This window comes from Legionella stuttgartensis (assembly GCF_977063405.2).
Map to the genome: position 1 here is coordinate 416940 of NZ_CDRUHA020000044.1, position 20208 is coordinate 437147.

The window sequence follows — 20208 nt, forward strand, 5'->3', positions numbered from 1 at the left end:
AATGAAACTTAAGTATGATTAGCCTAATTTATATCAGCAGATAGTGACATGACTGAGCTGAATAAAACACATATCGAAAAGCTCGTGACCCATTTTTACCAAAACGTACAAAGAGATGAGGTCCTTGGCCCTATCTTTAATGATGTGGCACAAGTTGATTGGGGTAAGCACATCCCTCTACTGTGTCAATTTTGGAATAGCATCATGTTGAAAACCAATGAGTATCACGGTAATGCCTATCAAAAACACGTCCTATTAAAACAATTCACCCATTTTGAAGAAGCACACTTTGTCCGTTGGCTCGATTTATTCCAGAAAGAAGCAGTACACCATTTGCCTAGAGAAATCGCGGAAGAAATCATTGAAAAAGCCTCCTTAATTGCAGAGTCTTTAAAATATGGAATGCTGAGTCAAGAAAAGGGGGTTAAAGAACATGCTTAAACCACTAACTCGTGATATTCTTATAACCTTGATTATTAAATTTAGCTTATTGATTTTATTATGGATAATTTGCTTTAAGAACGTGGAAAAACCACATCAAAGCAATGAACAATGGCTGTTAGGAACAATTCAAACAAAAGAATATCTTTCTTCTGAAAAATAATAAATTAGGGAATTCCTTAGTATTTTCTAAGACAAACAGGGGAATCTAAGGAGTTTATCAATAAAGTACAAAACATGCGAGGTGAGTAATGATTCCTGGTAGTGACCTGGTCGATCTATCCCGTTTACAGTTTGCTCTAACAGCACTTTATCATTTTCTTTTTGTCCCACTCACGTTGGGTTTGTCCCTCCTTTTAGCCATCATGGAAACAATCTATGTAATGACGGGTCGTGATATTTGGCGACAAATGGTCAAATATTGGGGAATTCTCTTCGGTATTAATTTTGTTTTAGGTGTCGCTACCGGATTGACCATGGAATTTCAGTTTGGAACAAATTGGGCCTATTATTCCCATTATGTTGGCGATGTTTTTGGTGCTCCACTGGCTATTGAAGGGCTTATGGCTTTCTTTTTAGAAGCCACTTTTGTCGGTTTGTTCTTTTTCGGCTGGGATAGATTAAGTCGCTTCCAACATATGTGTTGCACTTGGTTGCTTGCTTTAGGCACCAATCTTTCAGCATTATGGATTCTGATTGCTAATGGCTGGATGCAAAACCCTGTTGGTGCGGAATTTAATTTCCATACCATGCGGATGGAAGTCACAGACTTTGTTGCCGTGATGTTTAATCCAGTTGCTCAAGCTAAATTTGTTCATACGATTAGTGCTGGCTACGTTACAGGTTCAATTTTTGTTTTATCCATTAGTGCTTACTTCTTATTACGCGGTAGAAACATAAACTTTGCCAAACGTTCAATAACTGTAGCTGCCAGTTTTGGACTTGCATCCGCTTTAGCAGTAGTCGTGTTAGGGGATGAAAGCGGCTATCTTGATAATCAAAACCAAAAAATGAAATTCGCAACAATCGAAGCGATGTGGCATACGGAAAAGGCTCCAGCAGGTCTTACAGTTTTTGGTATTCCTAATGAAGAAACAATGACCACTGATTATGCAATAACTATTCCTTATGCATTGGGATTAATTGCAACCCGAACATTCACAGAACCTCTAGAAGGTATTTCAGAGTTGATCGAACAAGGAAAAGAACGAATCAAAGAAGGAATACTTGCTTATGAAGCGTTGACTCGATTACAAAAAAATCCTAATGACGAACAAGCAAAAGCTGATTTTACCGCACACAATAAATATTTAGGCTATGGTCTGCTCTTGAAGAAATATACTGAACAAGTTGTTGACGCAACTGAAGATCAAATTAACCAAGCAGCCCATGATCTGAAGCCCCGAGTCACTCCTTTGTTTTTCTCCTTTCGTATCATGGTTGCCTGCGGATTTTTCTTTATTCTTTTATTTGCAGTAGGCTTCTACTTGTCTATGAGACGTAGATTACATACTACCCGCTGGTATTTGCGTATGGCATTCTATTCATTACCATTACCTTGGCTTGCTGCAGAGCTAGGCTGGGTGGTTGCAGAATACGGACGACAACCTTGGGTCGTCCAGGATATCTTACCCACAGCTATGGGGACCTCTACTTTAAATAATGCTCAAGTATTAACCTCAATAACGGGTTTTATCCTCTTTTATACAATTCTTGCCGTCGTTGAAATTTTCTTGATGGTTAAGTACATCCGTCTTGGCCCTGATAATATGGCTCACTAGGAGATTCATTATGCCTTTGGATTATGAAACATTGCGAATTATATGGTGGATTCTGCTCGGTTTATTACTGATTGGTTTTGCGATCATGGATGGTTTTGACCTGGGTGTGGCTATGTGGTTACCATGGATTGCAAAAACAGACACGGAACGACGCATATTAATTAATAGCATTGGACCGACTTGGGAAGGAAACCAAGTCTGGTTTATTCTAGGTGGGGGTGCAATCTTTGCAGCCTGGCCAATCTTATATGCCCTCTCGTTCTCAGGCTTTTATTTTGCAATGCTCTTGGTATTATTGGCCCTAATCTTGCGTCCAGTAGGGTTTAAATACCGTTCCAAATTAACTAATCCTCAATGGCGTTCATTTTGGGACTATGCTTTATTTGTCGGAGGCTTTGTGCCTGCGCTGATCTTTGGGGTTGCTATTGGCAATGTGTTGCAAGGCGTTCCTTTTCATTTTGATGAATATCTACGACCCTTTTATACGGGTACTTTCTTTGGTTTACTGAATCCTTTTGCGCTACTATGTGGCCTACTCTCTGTACTGATGCTCGCCATGCATGGTGCTTTTTATCTAAACCTAAGAACAGAGGGATACCTACAAGAGCGAGCTCGAAATGCAGGAAAAATATCTGCTCTATTGACCATGTTGCTCTTTATTGGAGCGGGGATTTGGCTTCATTATGGTATTGATGGTTATAGTTTGACCAGCGCTTTAGCGCATGATGGCCCATCAAACCCACATTACAAAACGGTTATCCAACAAGCAGATGCTTGGTTTTCTAATTACCAAAGTCTTCCCATAACGTTACTTGCTCCAGGAATAGGAATAATTGCGGTTTTACTAGCATTTATTGCCGCAAAACATGTTAAAACTGCTTTTATTTGCAGTGCTCTTTCTGTTGCCGGGATTATCACTACGGTAGGTGTTAGTATGTTTCCGTTCATACTCCCCTCTTCCTCAAATCCCGGACAAAGTTTATTGGTCTGGGATAGTTCTTCCAGTCAATTAACCTTGTTTATTATGTTAGCAGCTACTGTTATTTTCTTACCTATTGTCTTGCTTTATACAGCTTGGGTTTATCGTGTGTTACGAGGAAAAATAACTGAGCAAACAATTACTAAAAATCAAGATACGGCTTATTAGGAGGTTTATTATGTGGTATTTTTCCTGGATTTTGGGTACTGGTCTGGCCTGTTGTTTTGCTATCTTAAACGCTATGTGGCTTGAACTCGATGATTCAACTAATGAACTAATGTAGCCTAATCTTCAACCCGAGAACCCTATCTTCTCGGGTTGTTACACTAATCAAGTTTTAATACTACAATCCCACCCAGCGAATAAATTCATTATGCGCATTTAAATTAACGCTTGAACTCCCCTCAAAATAAACGGTGAAGCTATTTGCGAGTTCGTTTTCTTTGGATAAACCTCCGTTAATTTTAACTTCTTTGATTTTACCTAAATTGACGATCTGCATTTGTGTTTCATAATAACCACCCCGAACTATTTTCAGTACAGGTATGACGAAATGAATGGCATTCAGTCCCTCATTTTGGCCTGTTGCAGTATCTGGCTTATTGTTATTAGCCAAGTAATAAAGTTCTGTTGCATTCAAAGCAATGTACTCTCCATTATTAATCTGACGTCGTAACATTCGCGTCAATGGTGCGGTAGTATGAAATACACGTTCATAAGTATCTGCTGAAATGACGGCAACAGGTTTACTTTCGGCATTTTTACTGCCTTTATAACCACTTCCTACAAATAAAATAGCATCGCGATGTTCATCAGGAGCAGAATCAGGTACTTGTATTGTTGGATCATTCGTATTTTGAGACACGGCAGTTTTATCACAATTTAAAAATTTTGATTTGGCAAACCACGCATCACTCGGATAATAAATAACCAATAATGATTTATCCTTTATGGTATTTATAATTCCATTGGAGGTCGCTAAAGGAAGTGCAGGACATCCCCAACTTCGTCCAGGTCGTCCATATCGTTTAATAAACCCTTCTTCTACATACCAACCAGAATGCATCACAACAGACCGACCAGATGCATTATCGTTAAAACTACGATCCAAGCCATCCAAACGTAATGAAAGACCATCACGGCCATAATAAGCTTGTTGGGTTTGATACACTCCAATACTGCTTGCTTTACTGTTAAATTTATTAGAAAAGAAATTGGTCAACAATGCTCCAGATTTGATGCCATGGGAAACATAGGTGTAAAACAATAACTTTCTTGCTTTTAAATCAAAAACCCAGAAACGCTTCTCGTTGGAAGGCAATGAATAATCAATAATGGTTAAAATATTATTATGCACCACATTATAGTTTGTAGCACATTTGAGAGTAGTCAGTACTTTATTAATTACTAGGGGATTTAAATTAGGCGCTTCATGAGTTAACAATGACTTAATATCATTTAAGTAAAGATCGTTAATCTGCTCGAGGCCCGGAAACGGTGCTATTTCACTGATGAAACGAGCATCATCCTTCATAGTCCGTGTTTGGGGAAGCTCTAAAGGAAGTTGCGGAAAATAGCTTATAGTTACTGCTAAAAATAATAGCAGAAGAGCGCTCATGATTTGTCCTTATTTTTATTTGTTCAAATCCTGTATTTTTAATATAGCTCAAAATTTTCATTGCAACATGAAACGTTAAGTGATTTATTTTTAAACGATTTGAATTTATTGAGGAGGTTGAACGTTCCCGCTCAACCTCAGTCGATTAAAGCGTTTTTGTATGAGTTTCGGAATGAGTTTCTGAAGTATTTTCTTGATTGGGCTGATATTTGAAACAAATACTCGTTACTGCATTGGTCATATGCAATAACGCTTTTGCTGCGGTAATTGGAAGCGAATTTGCAGTGCAACCCGTTGTAGCTCCCGCATAATCAGTGCCCAAACCTGTAAAATTAAGAGCAGCGTTTCCTATACTGGTTAAAGCATTATCATTGCTACTGAAGGTCACTACATTAAGCCCAAGCATTACTATCTCAAAACCATTTTCCCAAATTGTTTCTGGATTAGACAATAAATTATAAGCAGCTATCGATAGGGCAATACCATTTGCAACTTGCATGGTTGCCCGCCAACTATTTTCCCTATTAAAAAAACCGAACATTTTTATCCTCCTTAATGCAGTTAAATCTGATCGAACTTTAAACATTAAGTTTTTAAAAATCAAGCACTTTATCATTGTTGGCCAGAGCGCCTCAGTGACGACAACCAAATGAAGAATTATAGTTCTCCGATAAAGACTCCATTATTTCCTCTATTTGTCGAGCTACTTTTAAATATTGCTCCCAGTTTGGGCTATCGAAAAGTTTATCCATAAGCTGCTGGCCAAATGGACTGTTAATAAAGTCCCGCTGTTCTTCTGTAGTAACCTTGACGGTACAATTATCCATAACCCATTTGAATGATTTAATTGGCTTGGATTCTTTAAAATAATTAGGCTTATATTTCATCTAATCTCTCATAAAAATAATGAGGATCATAATACTTATGTCTACTTAAAAAATCACTGAATTTATTAAGCAAACTGGCTCATTTAGCTTCTCCGTTCCTCCCCTTTTTAAAATCCCATTGATCCTTTGCTCTATATGCATTATGTTGTCTTTTTTTTAACTTAATTGATGTTTCAATGACTACTTCTTCGAGAGATGAGCCCTCTTATTTCAAAAAATCACTGCGATTTTTGCCTGATTATTTTTTAAATTCTAATGATAAATGGAAAGCATGGGCTCTATTTTCAGGTTGTGTTTTGAGCATCATCACAATGATTGGACTTAGTTTTGTTTTAGGGTGGTGGTGTTTTCCATATATTTTTGCCGCATTTATAGTTAAAGATACCGCTGCTTTGTTAATGGGATTAGGAGCTGGCCTTTTAATTTCGGGGGCAATGGCTGGTTTTAATTATTTAACTAATTTTTTAAAAAATGAATTGTACGTAAGTTGGCGCTCCTGGTTAACTAAAAAAATAATAGATCAGTACTTAAATAATAAGACGAATTATCTGGAAATTTCACGAATTTATGGTGACATTGATAACCCGGAACAACGTATTCAAGAAGACATTGATAAAGTTGTTGAGTCCTTCCTGGACTTATCCTTAGGGTTTATCGATAACTTTTTTAATCTCGCCATTTATACTGTACTTTTAAGTTTAGCAGGAGGCTCATTATCCTTTATGCTTTTTGGGGGAACTATAATAATTCCTGGATTTTTAGTCTTAGTGGCATTAGGAGTCGGGATTGCAACTTCGCTCATGGGTTATTTTATAAATCGATCGTTACGCGAATCAACCAATGAAGAGACCATTGCTCAATCCAATTTACGCGCTGATTTGCAACATATTAAAATTTTCTCGGAAGAAATCGCAATTGAACATGCGGAGAAATACTACCAAACCCGACTGGAGAAGGAGGTAGATGAATTAAATACTAAAACTAGAAAACGATTATCCATTCAAAATGAAACCTCCTCATTTAATTTATTTAATGGGATACTCCAAGCAATTATTCCAGTCTTTGCGGCAGCCCCTTTATATTTCACAGACTTAATTACCTTGGATGTATTTTATTCTGCAGGATATTATTTTTCTATGATAACCCGTTCTTTAAACTGGTTTATCAACTCTTTTGAAACGATTAATAAATTCCAAACAAGTTTAGCCCGTATTATAACATTACAACAAACCTTGGAAAAAAATAATGAGGGTGAATCCACTAAGAACATAATTCGCAGTATAGGGCATCAAAATAAGAATCTTATCGTACAAAACTTAGACCTTCACTTACACGGCAGTAATGAATTAATCATCAAAGGTCTTAATTTACAATTTAAACCGAGAATTCATACCCTGATTCAAGCACCGTCAGGAACTGGAAAAAGCAGCTTGTTTAAAGCAATCGCGGGGACTTGGTTATCTGGTGAAGGAGAAATCCTAATTCCCAATAGCCTAGAGTCTGTCTATTTTTTACCGCAAAAACCCACTCTTCCTAATGATACTCTGAGAGCGGTCCTTGCTTATCCTGATGCACATTGTGTTTATTCTGATAGTGAATTGATTTCAGCTTTAAAAGCCGTAAATTTGGAAACCCTTACAGACAAATTAGATAAACATGTTGGCTTTAAATCATTGGGTGAGCAACAGCGAATTGCCTTTGCACGTGTATTACTAAGAAAGCCCGACTGGATATTTCTGGACGAGGCCACAGCTTCTTTAGATGAACATGTGGAAGAACAAGTATATTGCCGTCTCAAAGAGCTTCTGCCGAACACCACAATTATTAGTATCGCCCATCGTTCTACCGTAAAACAGCATCATGATAATGTTTTATTTTTTAATGTGAACAAGAAAAAAGAAATCCATGTCGAAGAGCAACATATAGGATTAGAAGTCAAATAGCACGATTCTCACCAGACTATTTCAGAGCAAAAGAGCCATAATTATACCCTGCCGCTAAATCCTGATACAGATTAACGATAGTCATTAGTTGTTCCAATTTGTGTTGGTTCACTTCAATAGCGAGTTGATCTAATTTAACTTTTTCTTCAATTAAAACAAGATGACTGATAATACCTCTTTGATATAAAGTCTTATTTAATCGATACGCACTCCTTAGTTCGCGCTCAGCCCTCATTACATCATTAAGTCGCTTGGTATACAGTTCATGCGCTGATATATCATTCGTTACATCTCTAAGTACTTTGCGTAAGGTATCCGTGTAACGATAATAGGATGCTTTATTTAGTCCTTTAGCTTTTTGTAATTGGCCAAAAGCCGATGCCCGTAAAAAAGGAACTTCGAGAATAGCCTGATTAAAATGAATCGCCTGGCCTAACTGCCCTCCATTGGCAACTTTAGCAATTTCTCCACGTGCCATAGCTAAATTAATTGTGGGTAGGAAATGAGAAAAAGCGATACCAATACCTGCGTTGGCGGCACAAAACTCTTGTTTGGCTTCCATCATATCAGGCCGATTTTCAATAATAGTTAGTGGAAGAGCACCAATGATCATTTGTTGACTATTTAAATCTCTAAAGTGACGCTTCATCGGCAATCTTCCTGGATTTTCATCCAGTAAATAATGCAAGGCATTTTCGCTAATCACGATGTTTTGTTGCACTATTCTTTCTTTAGCTTGAATTAATGAAAGCTCCGTTTTGGCAAGTTCTAGTTGGGTTCGTGCAAATAACCCACCTTGGTACATAGACTGAGATATAGTAATTAATCTAGAAAGATCCGTTGATAAAGAATGTAACAAAAATAATTGTTCCATTTGGCTTTGATAATTAAAATAACTGCTGGCAATCTGATTTATTACAGCAAGTCGAACGCCATAATACATTGCTTTTGTTGCTTTTAATTCGTATCTGGCTTTCTGTTGTTCTTTAATCTGTTTAAAGATATTGATGGTATAAGATGGAACAACCGTAAGTAGGACACCAGGGAAACCTAAATAAGGGAACGAGGAGTAACCTGCATTCCCCGTAACTTCAGGAATCCAATTCAGTTGTACGCGCTTTAATTCACCTTGTGCTGCTTCAATATGAGCGACAGCGACTTTCACATCGTTATTATTGACCAAACCTTTGTCAATCAACGAATTTAAATTAGGATCTTTAAATTGCTTCCACCATGGAAAACAAGGCAAATTCTCATCGGAGTTTATGAATTTAGAGTCTTTAACGGACCATTGATTAGGGATAAGTAAAGGCTTAGACGGATGTTGAGTACAAGAACTCAATGTGATGCCCAAAATCAGTAAGCCAATCATCCTAATCAAGTTATTCTCCAATATATTTAATTCTTTGGCTTTGATTTATCCGAGTAAGTTGTTCCAGTATACTTCGCGTTTCTATTTTCAGTATTTCATTTCTATGGGCTCCTAAAACAAAAAGCCTTCGAATATTATGATATGCTTGTTGAACTACAGAGCCAAAAGAATCTAATTCATTTGCAAAGTTCACATCTAAATTCCGTTCATGCTTGGCTGCATCAACAAAAGCATATAAATCCAACATACTGGTGTTGAGCACAATACTTTCTTTTAAATAAATACTATCTCGCAATGGTTTTTGAGTTACTATATCAAAGAGTTTATTCAAATGAGTAATAATTCTTTTTTGTAAATCAATATAAAATTTTCTCGATAATTGGCTATTGCGAAATACCAACGTTTCAAACATAAAACAAAGTAAAAATGCGACAATTGTCGATAATAAATAATCAAAAAAGAAATTAGGAACAGCATAGTTATTTCTACCATAATAATCTGTACCTAATGAGGTTAGCGTTACTGTGAAAATAGTAGGAAATGCATAACGCTTTCCCAAAGAAAAGTAAGCCATAAATACAATAACAGGAATAATAATTAGGATAAAACGAAAATCAATTTGTCCTATAAACCATAGCATATAAGACAACAGCAACCCCAAAACCGCTCCCCAAAAACGATGGGTCGTACGCTGCAAACTTGCACCTCTATCAAATCCTGCGTAAATCATCATTACCGCAAAACCAATCCATCCAGCATGTGAATATCCTAAAACACTTTGAACTGCCAAAGCAGTTGAGAAAACGAGACAAATTTGCAATGCTCTAGCTTTTCGATAATCTACAATTTTAAACATAGATAATTCCAAGAAGATATAAGTTTATTTAAAATGCTCCATGGCGTTTCAGCTAACTCACACGGCTGCTCCTTTTCAATTGCACGTTTTAAAATATTAAGTTTCTCAATAAATAAATTGATTTTTTCACTTTCTAAAATGATTGTTTCTGATTCAATAACACAAACAATTAAGTGCAAGTGATTAATAAGTAAATTAATTTTCCAGATGGAGCGAAGAGGAAATGTTCGAGGCAACATCGAGGCATAACGAATTAAATGGTTTGTATGACCTCTCACTGGATTAAAAACAATGTTTTTACGTTCTACCATTAAGGATAAATGCTCAATAATCTGGGAAATGAGTAAGAGCAAAGCCCTTAACCATAAACGATAATAATAACTCCTAGGAAAAAAAGCTAAAGCCGCAAAAACTATTGCCATCGCGATAAAAGTATTCAAGCAATTATTAATAATGACATAAAAACTGGTATTTATCTCTTTATACAGCAATGAGTACGCGCCGAGACTTAGGGCAACGGGCGCAATTACGATCGTATGCATCCGGCTTTTAATAGCAATCATATACAAAAAAAACGAGTAGAAGAACGCAAAAATAGGAAAAAAAACACTAATGGACAAAATATCAAAAAGAAACGCACTAATAACAGACCACCACATGCAATAAAAAAGCAGCAAATTTTTTCTTTTTATTGTGTCACCTACTACCTCAGCTGCCATTGCGGTAATTGGAATGTAAAAATAATAAAAATAGGGGTTAGGAATGGAAAAAATAAAATTAACTGCAAAAAGAATAAGCAATACATAAGTAACTTTCACTCCATTAACACGATGATTTCCATAGGGATCATAATCTTCAATGATGCGAATTAGTTTCGATATAAACATAAGCACTAGCACCAGGATGTAATGGAAATTTAGGATCTGGATCAAGAATCTCTATTTGAATTGGAAAACGTTGTGGCTCTAATAACCATTGATTATTACTGCTAACCATTTGTTGTTGCGTGCGTGGATCAGTAATTTGTCGCCCTGCTGCCCATATCGTGTTTACTACCCTGCCATGGAAGATTTTATTGAAATAATACATGCGAAGCATAATATAGACTTTATCGCCCGGCCTTACTCTGCGTATATCAGTTTCATAAAAATTAGCCTGTATCCACCATCTTGATGTATTAATAAAGGAAAATAATGGTTGGTGTATTTTTACAGGAGTCCCTGGACCAATATAAAGATTATCAACTACTCCATCAGTAGGTGCTTTAACAATAGTCAAATCAAGATTTACTTTCGCTTTGCGTTTTTCTGCTTTGAGCGCTTTAATTAATTTTCTTTGTTGGATTATTTGCTGGTCTTCGACTGCAATTTGTTTGTTAAGTGAATCCATTTTATTTTTAATTGAATGCAAATCATAATCAAGCTTCCGTACTTCAAGTTTTGATAAAGCTTCGCGTACACTAGGTGCTTTTTTTAATTGATATTCAAATCGAGATTTTTGATACTCATACTTGGCTGCATCCAATAATGTTTTTGTTTTTTGTGTTTGCCGCTCAATGACTTTAATGCGCTCTTTTGCTTCTTCATATCTAGCCTTTGCTGAATCATAAGCTAAACGATAAGGTTTCCGATAGACTTCAAATAAAGGCTGATCTTTTTTTACAGGACTTCCATTTTGAACATAGATTTTTGTAATAAAGCCCGAAACATCTGCTGCAATCGGAGTAACATTAGTAACCACAAATGCATGACTAGTAAAAGGAATTAAAAAGGACAGGAGATGGTAAATGCCAATTAAGATACTCAAAACGATGACAATTACAGGTAAATTAATCTCCCTTTTTGAGACTTTAAATATCCTTTTCATGAGTACCTTTATTAATCGATTAAAATTGTTTTACTGAATTACTTCTTATGACTAACTCTACAATAAATCGAAAAGAATCAATAGTGACAAGTGTATCGAAATTTTTCTTCACCTTTCAACAGATTTAGTTATATTTAGAGGTACGTTTGGGATATTAATATTTCCTACGATGCCATATGATAATAATATTCAACTTGAGAAGTGTTATGGAGAATCAAGAGTGAACGAAAAACTTGATATTGCAACGGTCGAAGTTACAGTAGTACGAATTTACACTTTGGAAAGAGCCGATAATGTCCCTATAATTTTAAATTACTTACAAAACGAGGCTAAAATTCGAGGAATTAGTGTTTTTCGTGCAATAAGTGGTTTTAGTGGCGAAACAGGAATACACAATGATTCTTTTTTGGATGTATCTTTTTCTCTTCCTCTCATTATCGAATTTTTTGATCATCCCGAAAAAGTTACTGTAGCTTTAGAGTTCTTAATTACCATAATAAAAAAAGAACATTTGATCTTCTTTCCCGCCCGAGCAAATGCCTAAAATAACGTTTTCTATGGAATATCGCCCCAACTTATTATTTCTATTGGTTTGCGAATAATGAAATGATGTGGAACCATCTTTTTTAATTCAGGTAACAGAGCATCAACCCCATCCACACTATCAATAAATTGCACGATCAGAGGTAATTTTTTACTTAGATGAAAAAGAGAGGATTTAGCACGTTCAGCTAAAGGAAATCCCGCTACCGCTCGAAATATTACTCCATTTACTACACTATGCTTTTTAAGCAGATTGAGGAGTTCCAAATACAAAGGTCTATTCTGCCATTGTTCCGCTTCATTAATGTATACCGAAACTTTCTCATAATTCATATAAGATTTGCCAAGTAATATGCATCTATAAGGTTATGGGAAAAAGAATTTGATTACAATATGCAAAGTAGCGTTAGCAATTGATTGATCCTGATTATGAGCATCGAATAAGTCTGAGAGCTCAAAAACTTTAGAGAGCGTTACCTAAAACAGGCTCTTCTTTATCATATTCTTTTTTGTTCTTTTGTTCTTTAAGGGGTTGTGGTTTTGGAGCAAACAAATTCGATAAACCGCTCATTAATAACCGCACCGTACGTTTATTCGGCTTCAGGTGATTTTGTTTTTCGTGATTTATCTCGAGTTCCTCTGCCTTAAATTGATTTTTTATATGCGTCTTAAAACGCTCATCCAAAGATGAGATTTGGTCAATTTGCCATATTCCCTGATTTACAACGCCTCGATATTCACCTGCAAGTTCGTCGACTTTAATTTTTAAATGAGCAGCATCATCTATCATTCTTGCGGTCTCAGTTTTAAAGCAAGTAAAGTATTGCGCTAGAAAATTGCTAATTTTCACAAAAAAACCGTCATGAAGTTTAATAAATTCGCTTAAGATTTGGCTCTTTTGTTGAAGGTCATGGATAAATAGTGAGTTTGCTTTTACGGTTGCAAGTAACTTAGAGCTGGCTTGTATCGCCTCCTTCATTTCCTCATTTGCGTGTTGAAAAACAGCAAGTCGCTCCAAACTTTCACTTGCGATCAACGATTTCAATTCTTCATCTTGATTAAAAAAACGATTATTTATAGTAGCAATTTGTTGTTCTTTTCTCCTTAGTTTACTTTCTAAATCCAACAAACATGCTTTTATCATCTCTTTAAATTCAGTCTTGCATGAACCATCCAACGTAGTGGGAAGAGAGGATTCAATCATATTTTGCAATTTCTGTGGGGTGGCTGTTCGATAAACAACGGTTATTGGTGTAGCCACCCAGCTTACGCCTTGTATCACTTCTGAAGACAGATCAGGGGATTGCCCCATGGTTTTTAATTGTTCGATTTGTTCAATAAATTTTTGTTTGCGATGCTCCTCTGAATTTTCTAAAAGCACTTCAATTGATGGTTCTTTTCCTTGGATAAACTCTAAAAAGTTTTTTCTCCCTGTGATCTTAAAATCATTTTCTTCTGCCGCTAAAAACAGTGCCCTCACTATTTCTTTTTTTTCTTCAATCTCTGCTTTTTTACTTCTTAGATCGATCACGCTAAAAATACCTGACGTAACTTTCTCCATATCTGCTTCAAGAACAGAAAGACTCTCCAGAATGTTTCGTACTGGAGGATGTGACGGAGCTACTGGTACATGTCGCATAAAGCCATATGGCCCGGTTTTCTTTTGTTGTTTTGAGGTTACAGGATTAACTCCTATGACCTTAAGATAACGATTTGCAAAGAGATCTTTCACTGGTTTTAGAGGATCGGGGGCAATACTTTGTGCAGGGCTTTCTTGTTCTGGCTGTGTTAATTTCGCCACCCTTTCTTCTATGTTTTGCAAAAAAAGATCGATCTTGGGCTTGATTTGTTTCAGATCGATTAAAACAGAAAGAACCATTTGTGCCTTCCAATCACGTTCAACTTCAGAAATTCCAAGTTTGATAATATGGAATAACATAGCTGCAGAAAGAAGAAACGTTTTATATTGATTTTTATCCGCAAAAGGCACACTGTTTAAGGACAATAATTTTTCAATATTTCCAATTAAAGTGAAAATATTTGCTGCAGTATTCTTTTTCCAATTTTCGTACAAGTTGGCGACAACCTCACTGCAATGAGTCAGAAGGGCTATTTCTTTTTCCGCTGTCTTGGGTAGGTGAGTAATTGCTTCATCGATAAATAGTTTGATAAAAACTGCCGTTCCCCATGAGCGTTTATGATATTGATCAAATTCGTAATATTTTGTCTGGGCATTCGCTTTGATGTCATCAAGATTATCTACTGAGTTAACATAATTAATTATAATCAGTGCAGTTTCAAGGATATCCTGCTCTGCGTCCGATTTGTTCCCACGCCATTCTTTAAAACGTTCGATTTTACTCAGCATAGCGACTCAATCAGTTAGTTAATCAATTACTAAAATTCATTCTACAAAAACGCAGATTAAAATAAAACCATGATATCTATCAATTGTTCTAATAAAAACCCCAAAATGTGTACCAACGAAATAAATGCAAGTTTATTTAAAATCAGCTATTCTAAATTCATAGCTTATGGAGAAAAAAATGCTCTCAAAAAAAGGAATCTATCTCTTCACTCTAATTGGCTTACTCCTAGGATTCGCACTGGACGGATTAATCCGTAATGAAATTACTAAAGTATTTGATTATGCCTTGATTAGCCTTTTTGCTCTTTTATATGCGCTGGCGTTCAATGAAAAAAACTGCTTTCGTTTAATTGTAAGCAGCTTCATCATCGCCCTATTTTTGTCTTTGCCTCTACTGCCCTTAGAAGCAAGCGTTCCATCCAGACATCTTGAGCACTGGTTAACATTTGTGTGCGCCTTCCCACTCTTTGTCTATATGGTGCATGCATTTCACTATGCGTACCATCATGATAATACGTGGCGTATCACTTACAACAGTTTATTTGCTGCTGTATGGAATACGATTCCCTTGATTTTTGTCGCCTCTTTGTTTTCAGCTTTAGCCAATCTACTGATTCTGTTGGGCGCCTTTATTTTCAAAACTGTGGGTAGTGATTTCTTATGGGGCTTATATTCTAATAATATCCATTTTCAATTGATTTCCCATACCACTTTGTTTTTTATAGGATTAGGAATCGGTCAGCAAAATATCAATATTATCTATAATTTACGCTTTTTACTCTTAAGAATGATGTACTATTTATTCCCTTTCTTAGCACTCATAAGTACGGTTTACTTTATTCTTTATTTAAGCCACGCCGCAGGTGGTGGTGAAGAATACATCAATCCTTTAATTATTTTAATCCCACTAACTGCTTTAGGAATTATATTTTTTAATGCCTACTTCCAAGATGGAAGTATAGAATCAGGGGCTCCATCCTGGCTTAAATTGTTATTACGTGTTTATCGCGTAATTTTATTCCTTTTAGTTTTAATGATGACGCATAAAATTTTCCAATCTTATTCCGAGGACGTTAATGTGCTCATTTGCATCATCACTGGAATCTTATTCAGTTTAACTTATGCGATTACGGCCTGGTTCACTGAGACTATGGAGCAAAAATGGGTACGGATAGGTAACATTAGTTCTGCATTATTCTTTATAGCTGTTCTCTTTTTGTTCAACCTTCCATACATGCCAATAGTATTTCAGGTAGGCGCTCAACCCAGTCTATTAACAATAATCGCTCCGTAGAACTTAATATCGTATCAATGAATATCATTTCGCTGGGCGTTTTTTATTGTATATCCGGGGTGGGCCTGATATTTCCAAATCGGCTATTTTCTTCAACCATTTGATTGACGAACGTATTCCCATAACCAATCCAACACCCTTTTTTAATTGTCGTTCCTGGACCAATAGTTGTGGCCATACCTATAAAAACATCATCTTCAATGATTACAGGAGCAAGAAAAAGTAAGTTTCCCACATCAGAATGACAACTAATTGACACTTGGCTCGCAAGAGTGACATTTTTTCCTATGCTAATTAAGGGACAATCGACAAAATCGATATCAAAAGAATTTACAATTTGAAAGGAAACTTTGGCCCCCAGCGCACGCCAATAAAAAAACTTAGCAATGTTGAATGTTTGCAACAAAGGAATCAAACCAACCACTTTAGCAGAACGAGCGAGCGCAAAATGACAAAACCATGCAACGGTCATTCGATTCATTTCACGTTTATAACGTCCGGGCTTTAAGCGCGGTAAACACAATCTAATTACTGCAATAATAGTGATAAAAGAAGCAAATAAAACAAAAGGGGCCAAAGGAAGAACCAACCAGGTGTAATTATAACCATGATAAATAAATAAACCGGTTAAACTAAAAGCGGCTACCGCAGGCATCAAACTAAATAAGATTGAAACGATATCACTGATGATGAGCATAGATAAGCTCAATTCAGTCTTTTTGGGCGTTCTTTTTTTGGCCTTGGTTTTATTCTTCTCAGTCATAATATGATGTTCCTCTTTGATAACAGCCTGCTCGAGGGCGAAACGATAGTAAAATTAAAGCGATGCAGAACCATTGTAATTCATTTTTCAGTAATTACTTGCTGAGAAATAAGTTTGGGTTTGGTCTGAGCATGATTATCTATTAATAACTCATCTTTGGGCAATTGGAATAAAACCATGGGCAACACTTCTTTAGTCATCACACCGTGAGCATAGGGTTCATTGATTTGCATTAAACGTTCATGCATTTTTGATAATATGGAGTCTGTTATTTGAATGGCATCATCAGTAACCAAAACAATCCGATTCCCCAAACTATTACGAGCAAAATACCAGTGAGGCGCCATCTCAAAAGAAATATAATGCAACATTTCCTGCAACTCGTGACCTGAGATTGAACAACTTTCCAATTTAAGCATTTGGGTTTTATAACAAAATTCAAGCCTTGGTGCTTTATTTAAAAAGCCGGTACATTTCACTACATCCTTTAACTGATAGCGAACAAAACCCATCGCCGTAGTTAAAAATACCTCATAATTTTTGCCCTGCTCTAATTCCCAAGATTGTAAAAGATTTTCTTTTTCAATAGGCTTACCCTCCTCGATAAACTCAACAATATGGGTACTAGGATGTAAAAATCCTCCGGGGTGATTGTCTAATGGAACAGTAAGCCATCCTTCCGTAGCGGAAAAAGTGCCATCCATCATATCTACCCCTGGTCCTAACAATTTTTTCAATTCAAGTGCGGGATATTCACAAAGACTAGAAATCCAGCATCCAACTACATTTAATGACGGCCAAAACTCTTTGAATGATTTGGGATCTTGTTGTGCTAATTGACGCAAGTATTCCCGACGTTTTTTCGTAATTTGAATCGGCGGCAAAAAGTCAGGGATTGCTTTTTCACCTAATAAATAAGGTAAAAACTGCTTAAAGTTTTTAAGACAACGCTCAAAACACGCATCGATAACCATAGGAGTTACCGCAAATATGGCACTAAGGTCTGAGGCCAAAGCATACAAAGCAGACCATTGTGTATAGACTTCTGTATTATCGAGTACTTCATCAGGTAGCGCATAAAAACGCTTAATAAAAGAAGGTAAATTACGATAATTGAAATTGCTAATCCAACCCGAAGGAATGCCAGCTGGAGATGTTCGATGAGCATCCACAGCCACCAGATACAATATTTTTTCTTGAAATAACCCGGGAAAACGCTGAGTCATATTATAAATATAAGGCGGCATGGTACGTTGAAACTGAGTTTGGAACGAGTGAGTAATTGGGAAGTATTTACGAACACCGGCTGTTCCTGATGTCTCTGACCAAAAAATCAATTTTTCCCCATTAAAGGGCTGAATAAGGCTATATTGTGCAGCCAAGAGTTCTGCTTCATAATCTGCATAGGTGGTAATTGGAAAATCATCCAGGTTTAAAGTTTGGATGCTTTTCAATGCAGCACCCCAATAAGAAGATTTTTTTAATAAAGGTACAATCTCTCGAGTCCACAACTTTTCACGCGAACGCTCAGGATATTTCGTATCCTCAATGAAGGCCTGATATTTTTTTCGAGTAATTGCTGCGATTAATAATCTTTTCCAATTCATTCTTATTGCGAACCTCATTGAATACAATAAATAATAATAACTGCAAAAGCTAAAGTTGGCGAGGCACTTTAACCAGGTATTTTTATTGGAAGCACAGAGAGCATTTTATTTTGCTCATTAAATAAAGCTAAATGATCCGCCATAGACTCTTGCAATTTATTATCCACATTTGAGTGTGTATTTAATTTATTAAGAATAAGTTGAATTGCCGAATTTATCCACTCAACGCCCCCTAGTTCTTCAGACATTAATTTCTGATTATAATGCCAAAAATGAATACAACAGCTTGCTGCAAAAATCCAACAATACTTCTCTGCCAACCGAAAAGCAGTCAAACTGCGCGGGTCAAACTGTTTTTGATCTTGCAAAGTGATTACATGCTGATCTAATTGTTGGAGCTCAGTACGAACCGCTTTAATTAATGGAGCAATTTGCGTTGATTTTAAAATGGACAAACCAGCCAAAATATCGTCTTCACCATGAGTAAAGAGACCTAAACGATCCATAGTGAATTTGGGACAAATAATGTTGAGATTAAAAATTGGCTCCAATTGTTGTGCCTGATTTGAAGAACAACTTCCTCTCATTCCAGCTTGTGGTAATAAACTACCTGCAATCACGGATAAATTAACCTGGCTACTTCCATCAAATAAACCGACCACTGGGATATCACGTCTGATTTTTTGAAACATCGCCCACTCTGTGGTGCGCAAATAAGCACGCGCCCCCATCACTGTAGCACATTGATCGACTACTTCTTCGGTTATTTTGGGAATAAGGAATTTAATGATGGCAGACCAAAATGATAATTTCTCAGGAATGACGGAGCAAGCGCGGGAGACTGCTAAAGCAGTACAATCGGCAATAAGCAACTGGGTAAATTGCTCTCCCAGGCGCTGTTTTACAACGGGAATTTCATAGGCCGTTTTACCATATAGGTGTCGTTGCTGACTAAAAGAAAGAGCTAGTCGCAAAGCAGTATCTGCAGCACCCACAGAAAAAGAAGCACATAAAGTTCTAGAAACCTGTAAGGTTTTATAGATAATTTCTAATCCTCGTTTTTCATCCCCAACCAATGCATCTTGAGGCAAAAAAACGTTCTCCAAAGAAAAACCACTGATGTCTAAGCCTCTAACCCCAAGCGTAGGAAGTTTAGGTGTTGGTATAAACCCAGATTGAATTGTCGCTTTATCTAGAAAAAAAACCGAGAAGCCTAATGGCCCTCCTCGAGGATGAGTACGACAAAGAAGCGTCACACTATGCCCTAAAGTAGCAAAATTAATACACCACTTCTTTCCAGATAATTCCCAACCACTCTTACAAGGATGAGCAAATACTTCATTTGCCATAATATCAGAACCATGCGCCTCTTCGGTCAAAGCACAGGCAGTGATTTCCCCTCGCCGAAGAGAGGAGGCCAAATTTTTTTTCTGATTTTCGCTTCCTGCAATCCAAAGCGGTAATGCCCCCAAGAATGGCAAACCTAAAGCGATACCGGTAGTTAGATCTCGTCTGCAAATTGATTTTGCTAGAAAATATCCGACGTCGAGTGAAACAAATTGCCCTCCAAGAGATTGAGGGATTAGATATTCCATAAACCCCCATTGTTGGATCAATTTAATTTGGGGCCAGGCAAGTTGTTCTTGCTCATCATAATGCAAGCTTTCTTGAAAATTGAGGGGCGTATCCTGTTTTTCTGGATTTCCCAAATAAGCTTCAAATGAATTAATTAATTGCTGCAAGTTAAGGTAAGACATATTGGTCCTTACACGTGTTGTTTTTATAACCTCACCCCTGCCCCTCTCCCATGAATTGGAGAGGGGATTCTTTCTACCGTCTCTCATGAGTGAAGGGGGTAGCCCGGACTCCCTTCTCCCTGTGGGGCGGGCG

20 protein-coding genes are annotated in these 20208 nt (G+C 36.8%); 8 read left to right on the top strand and 12 right to left on the bottom strand.

What is annotated here, in order from left to right:
• Positions 1–48: 48 nt before the first annotated feature.
• The 5 genes from ACWTEW_RS12770 to cydX all read left to right on the top strand — a co-directional run bounded on the left by ACWTEW_RS12770 (position 49) and on the right by cydX (position 3484).
• Entirely contained in the window at positions 49–441 is a 393-nt protein-coding gene (locus ACWTEW_RS12770; protein ID WP_454782013.1) for a group III truncated hemoglobin, read from the top strand.
• A complete protein-coding gene (gene cydP / locus ACWTEW_RS12775) occupies positions 434–604 on the top strand; it encodes a cytochrome oxidase putative small subunit CydP (protein WP_454782014.1) in 171 nt (56 codons plus the stop codon). The genes ACWTEW_RS12770 and cydP overlap by 8 nt, the downstream gene beginning before the upstream one ends.
• A gap of 88 nt (positions 605–692) precedes the next feature.
• Positions 693–2222 carry a cytochrome ubiquinol oxidase subunit I gene (locus ACWTEW_RS12780; protein WP_454782015.1) on the top strand — a complete coding sequence of 510 codons (1530 nt, stop codon included), beginning with the start codon at positions 693–695 and terminating at the stop codon, positions 2220–2222.
• Between the two features lie 10 nt (positions 2223–2232).
• Complete coding sequence (gene cydB / locus ACWTEW_RS12785; RefSeq protein ID WP_454782016.1) at positions 2233–3369, top strand: cytochrome d ubiquinol oxidase subunit II; 1137 nt, start codon at positions 2233–2235, stop codon at positions 3367–3369.
• A gap of 7 nt (positions 3370–3376) precedes the next feature.
• The gene (cydX, locus tag ACWTEW_RS12790) at positions 3377–3484 is read left to right on the top strand and encodes a cytochrome bd-I oxidase subunit CydX (protein ID WP_454782069.1); all 108 of its coding nucleotides are present in this window, start codon (positions 3377–3379) and stop codon (positions 3482–3484) included.
• A gap of 60 nt (positions 3485–3544) precedes the next feature.
• Here cydX and ACWTEW_RS12795 read toward each other — a convergent pair whose 3' ends face one another.
• The 3 genes from ACWTEW_RS12795 to ACWTEW_RS12805 all read right to left on the bottom strand — a co-directional run bounded on the left by ACWTEW_RS12795 (position 3545) and on the right by ACWTEW_RS12805 (position 5706).
• Positions 3545–4819, bottom strand: a complete 1275-nt coding sequence (locus ACWTEW_RS12795; RefSeq protein ID WP_454782017.1) for a murein L,D-transpeptidase catalytic domain family protein — start codon at positions 4817–4819, stop codon at positions 3545–3547.
• A 145-nt stretch (positions 4820–4964) separates the two neighbouring features.
• Positions 4965–5360: a hypothetical protein gene (locus ACWTEW_RS12800; protein WP_454782018.1), complete on the bottom strand. Its 396-nt coding sequence runs from the start codon at positions 5358–5360 to the stop codon at positions 4965–4967.
• 91 nt (positions 5361–5451) lie between these two features.
• Entirely contained in the window at positions 5452–5706 is a 255-nt protein-coding gene (locus tag ACWTEW_RS12805; RefSeq protein ID WP_454782019.1) for a hypothetical protein, read from the bottom strand.
• Between the two features lie 176 nt (positions 5707–5882).
• Between ACWTEW_RS12805 and ACWTEW_RS12810 the strand changes: the two genes are divergently transcribed.
• Positions 5883–7649, top strand: a complete 1767-nt coding sequence (locus tag ACWTEW_RS12810; RefSeq protein WP_454782020.1) for an ABC transporter ATP-binding protein/permease — start codon at positions 5883–5885, stop codon at positions 7647–7649.
• A 16-nt stretch (positions 7650–7665) separates the two neighbouring features.
• Here the strand turns inward: ACWTEW_RS12810 and ACWTEW_RS12815 are convergent, their stop codons facing one another.
• Genes ACWTEW_RS12815 through ACWTEW_RS12830 form a run of 4 tightly spaced genes read right to left on the bottom strand, consistent with a single transcriptional unit; the run spans position 7666 to position 11743 of the window.
• Entirely contained in the window at positions 7666–9021 is a 1356-nt protein-coding gene (locus ACWTEW_RS12815; RefSeq protein WP_454782070.1) for a TolC family protein, read from the bottom strand.
• 10 nt (positions 9022–9031) lie between these two features.
• On the bottom strand, positions 9032–9877 hold the full coding sequence (locus tag ACWTEW_RS12820) for an FUSC family protein (RefSeq protein ID WP_454782021.1): 846 nt from the start codon (positions 9875–9877) through the stop codon (positions 9032–9034).
• Positions 9862–10764, bottom strand: a complete 903-nt coding sequence (locus ACWTEW_RS12825) for a hypothetical protein (protein ID WP_454782022.1) — start codon at positions 10762–10764, stop codon at positions 9862–9864. The genes ACWTEW_RS12820 and ACWTEW_RS12825 overlap by 16 nt, the downstream gene beginning before the upstream one ends.
• On the bottom strand, positions 10733–11743 hold the full coding sequence (locus ACWTEW_RS12830) for an HlyD family secretion protein (RefSeq protein WP_454782023.1): 1011 nt from the start codon (positions 11741–11743) through the stop codon (positions 10733–10735). Before ACWTEW_RS12830 ends, ACWTEW_RS12825 begins: the two co-directional genes overlap by 32 nt.
• A 220-nt stretch (positions 11744–11963) precedes the next feature.
• On the opposite strand from ACWTEW_RS12830, the gene ACWTEW_RS12835 reads away from it, so the two are divergent.
• Complete coding sequence (locus tag ACWTEW_RS12835; protein ID WP_454782024.1) at positions 11964–12287, top strand: DUF190 domain-containing protein; 324 nt, start codon at positions 11964–11966, stop codon at positions 12285–12287.
• An 11-nt stretch (positions 12288–12298) separates the two neighbouring features.
• Here the strand turns inward: ACWTEW_RS12835 and ACWTEW_RS12840 are convergent, their stop codons facing one another.
• Both ACWTEW_RS12840 and ACWTEW_RS12845 read right to left on the bottom strand, forming a co-directional pair.
• Entirely contained in the window at positions 12299–12619 is a 321-nt protein-coding gene (locus ACWTEW_RS12840) for a DUF190 domain-containing protein (RefSeq protein WP_454782025.1), read from the bottom strand.
• Between the two features lie 130 nt (positions 12620–12749).
• Complete coding sequence (locus ACWTEW_RS12845) at positions 12750–14654, bottom strand: hypothetical protein (RefSeq protein ID WP_454782026.1); 1905 nt, start codon at positions 14652–14654, stop codon at positions 12750–12752.
• Between the two features lie 178 nt (positions 14655–14832).
• On the opposite strand from ACWTEW_RS12845, the gene ACWTEW_RS12850 reads away from it, so the two are divergent.
• Complete coding sequence (locus tag ACWTEW_RS12850; RefSeq protein WP_454782027.1) at positions 14833–15948, top strand: hypothetical protein; 1116 nt, start codon at positions 14833–14835, stop codon at positions 15946–15948.
• 43 nt (positions 15949–15991) lie between these two features.
• Here ACWTEW_RS12850 and ACWTEW_RS12855 read toward each other — a convergent pair whose 3' ends face one another.
• The 3 genes from ACWTEW_RS12855 to ACWTEW_RS12865 form a co-directional block, all read right to left on the bottom strand.
• The gene (locus ACWTEW_RS12855; RefSeq protein ID WP_454782028.1) at positions 15992–16711 is read right to left on the bottom strand and encodes a hypothetical protein; all 720 of its coding nucleotides are present in this window, start codon (positions 16709–16711) and stop codon (positions 15992–15994) included.
• An 80-nt stretch (positions 16712–16791) separates the two neighbouring features.
• Positions 16792–18318 carry a GH3 family acyl-acid amido synthetase gene (locus tag ACWTEW_RS12860; RefSeq protein ID WP_454782029.1) on the bottom strand — a complete coding sequence of 509 codons (1527 nt, stop codon included), beginning with the start codon at positions 18316–18318 and terminating at the stop codon, positions 16792–16794.
• 68 nt (positions 18319–18386) lie between these two features.
• A complete protein-coding gene (locus tag ACWTEW_RS12865; protein ID WP_454782030.1) occupies positions 18387–20075 on the bottom strand; it encodes an acyl-CoA dehydrogenase family protein in 1689 nt (562 codons plus the stop codon).
• Positions 20076–20208: the final 133 nt, after the last annotated feature.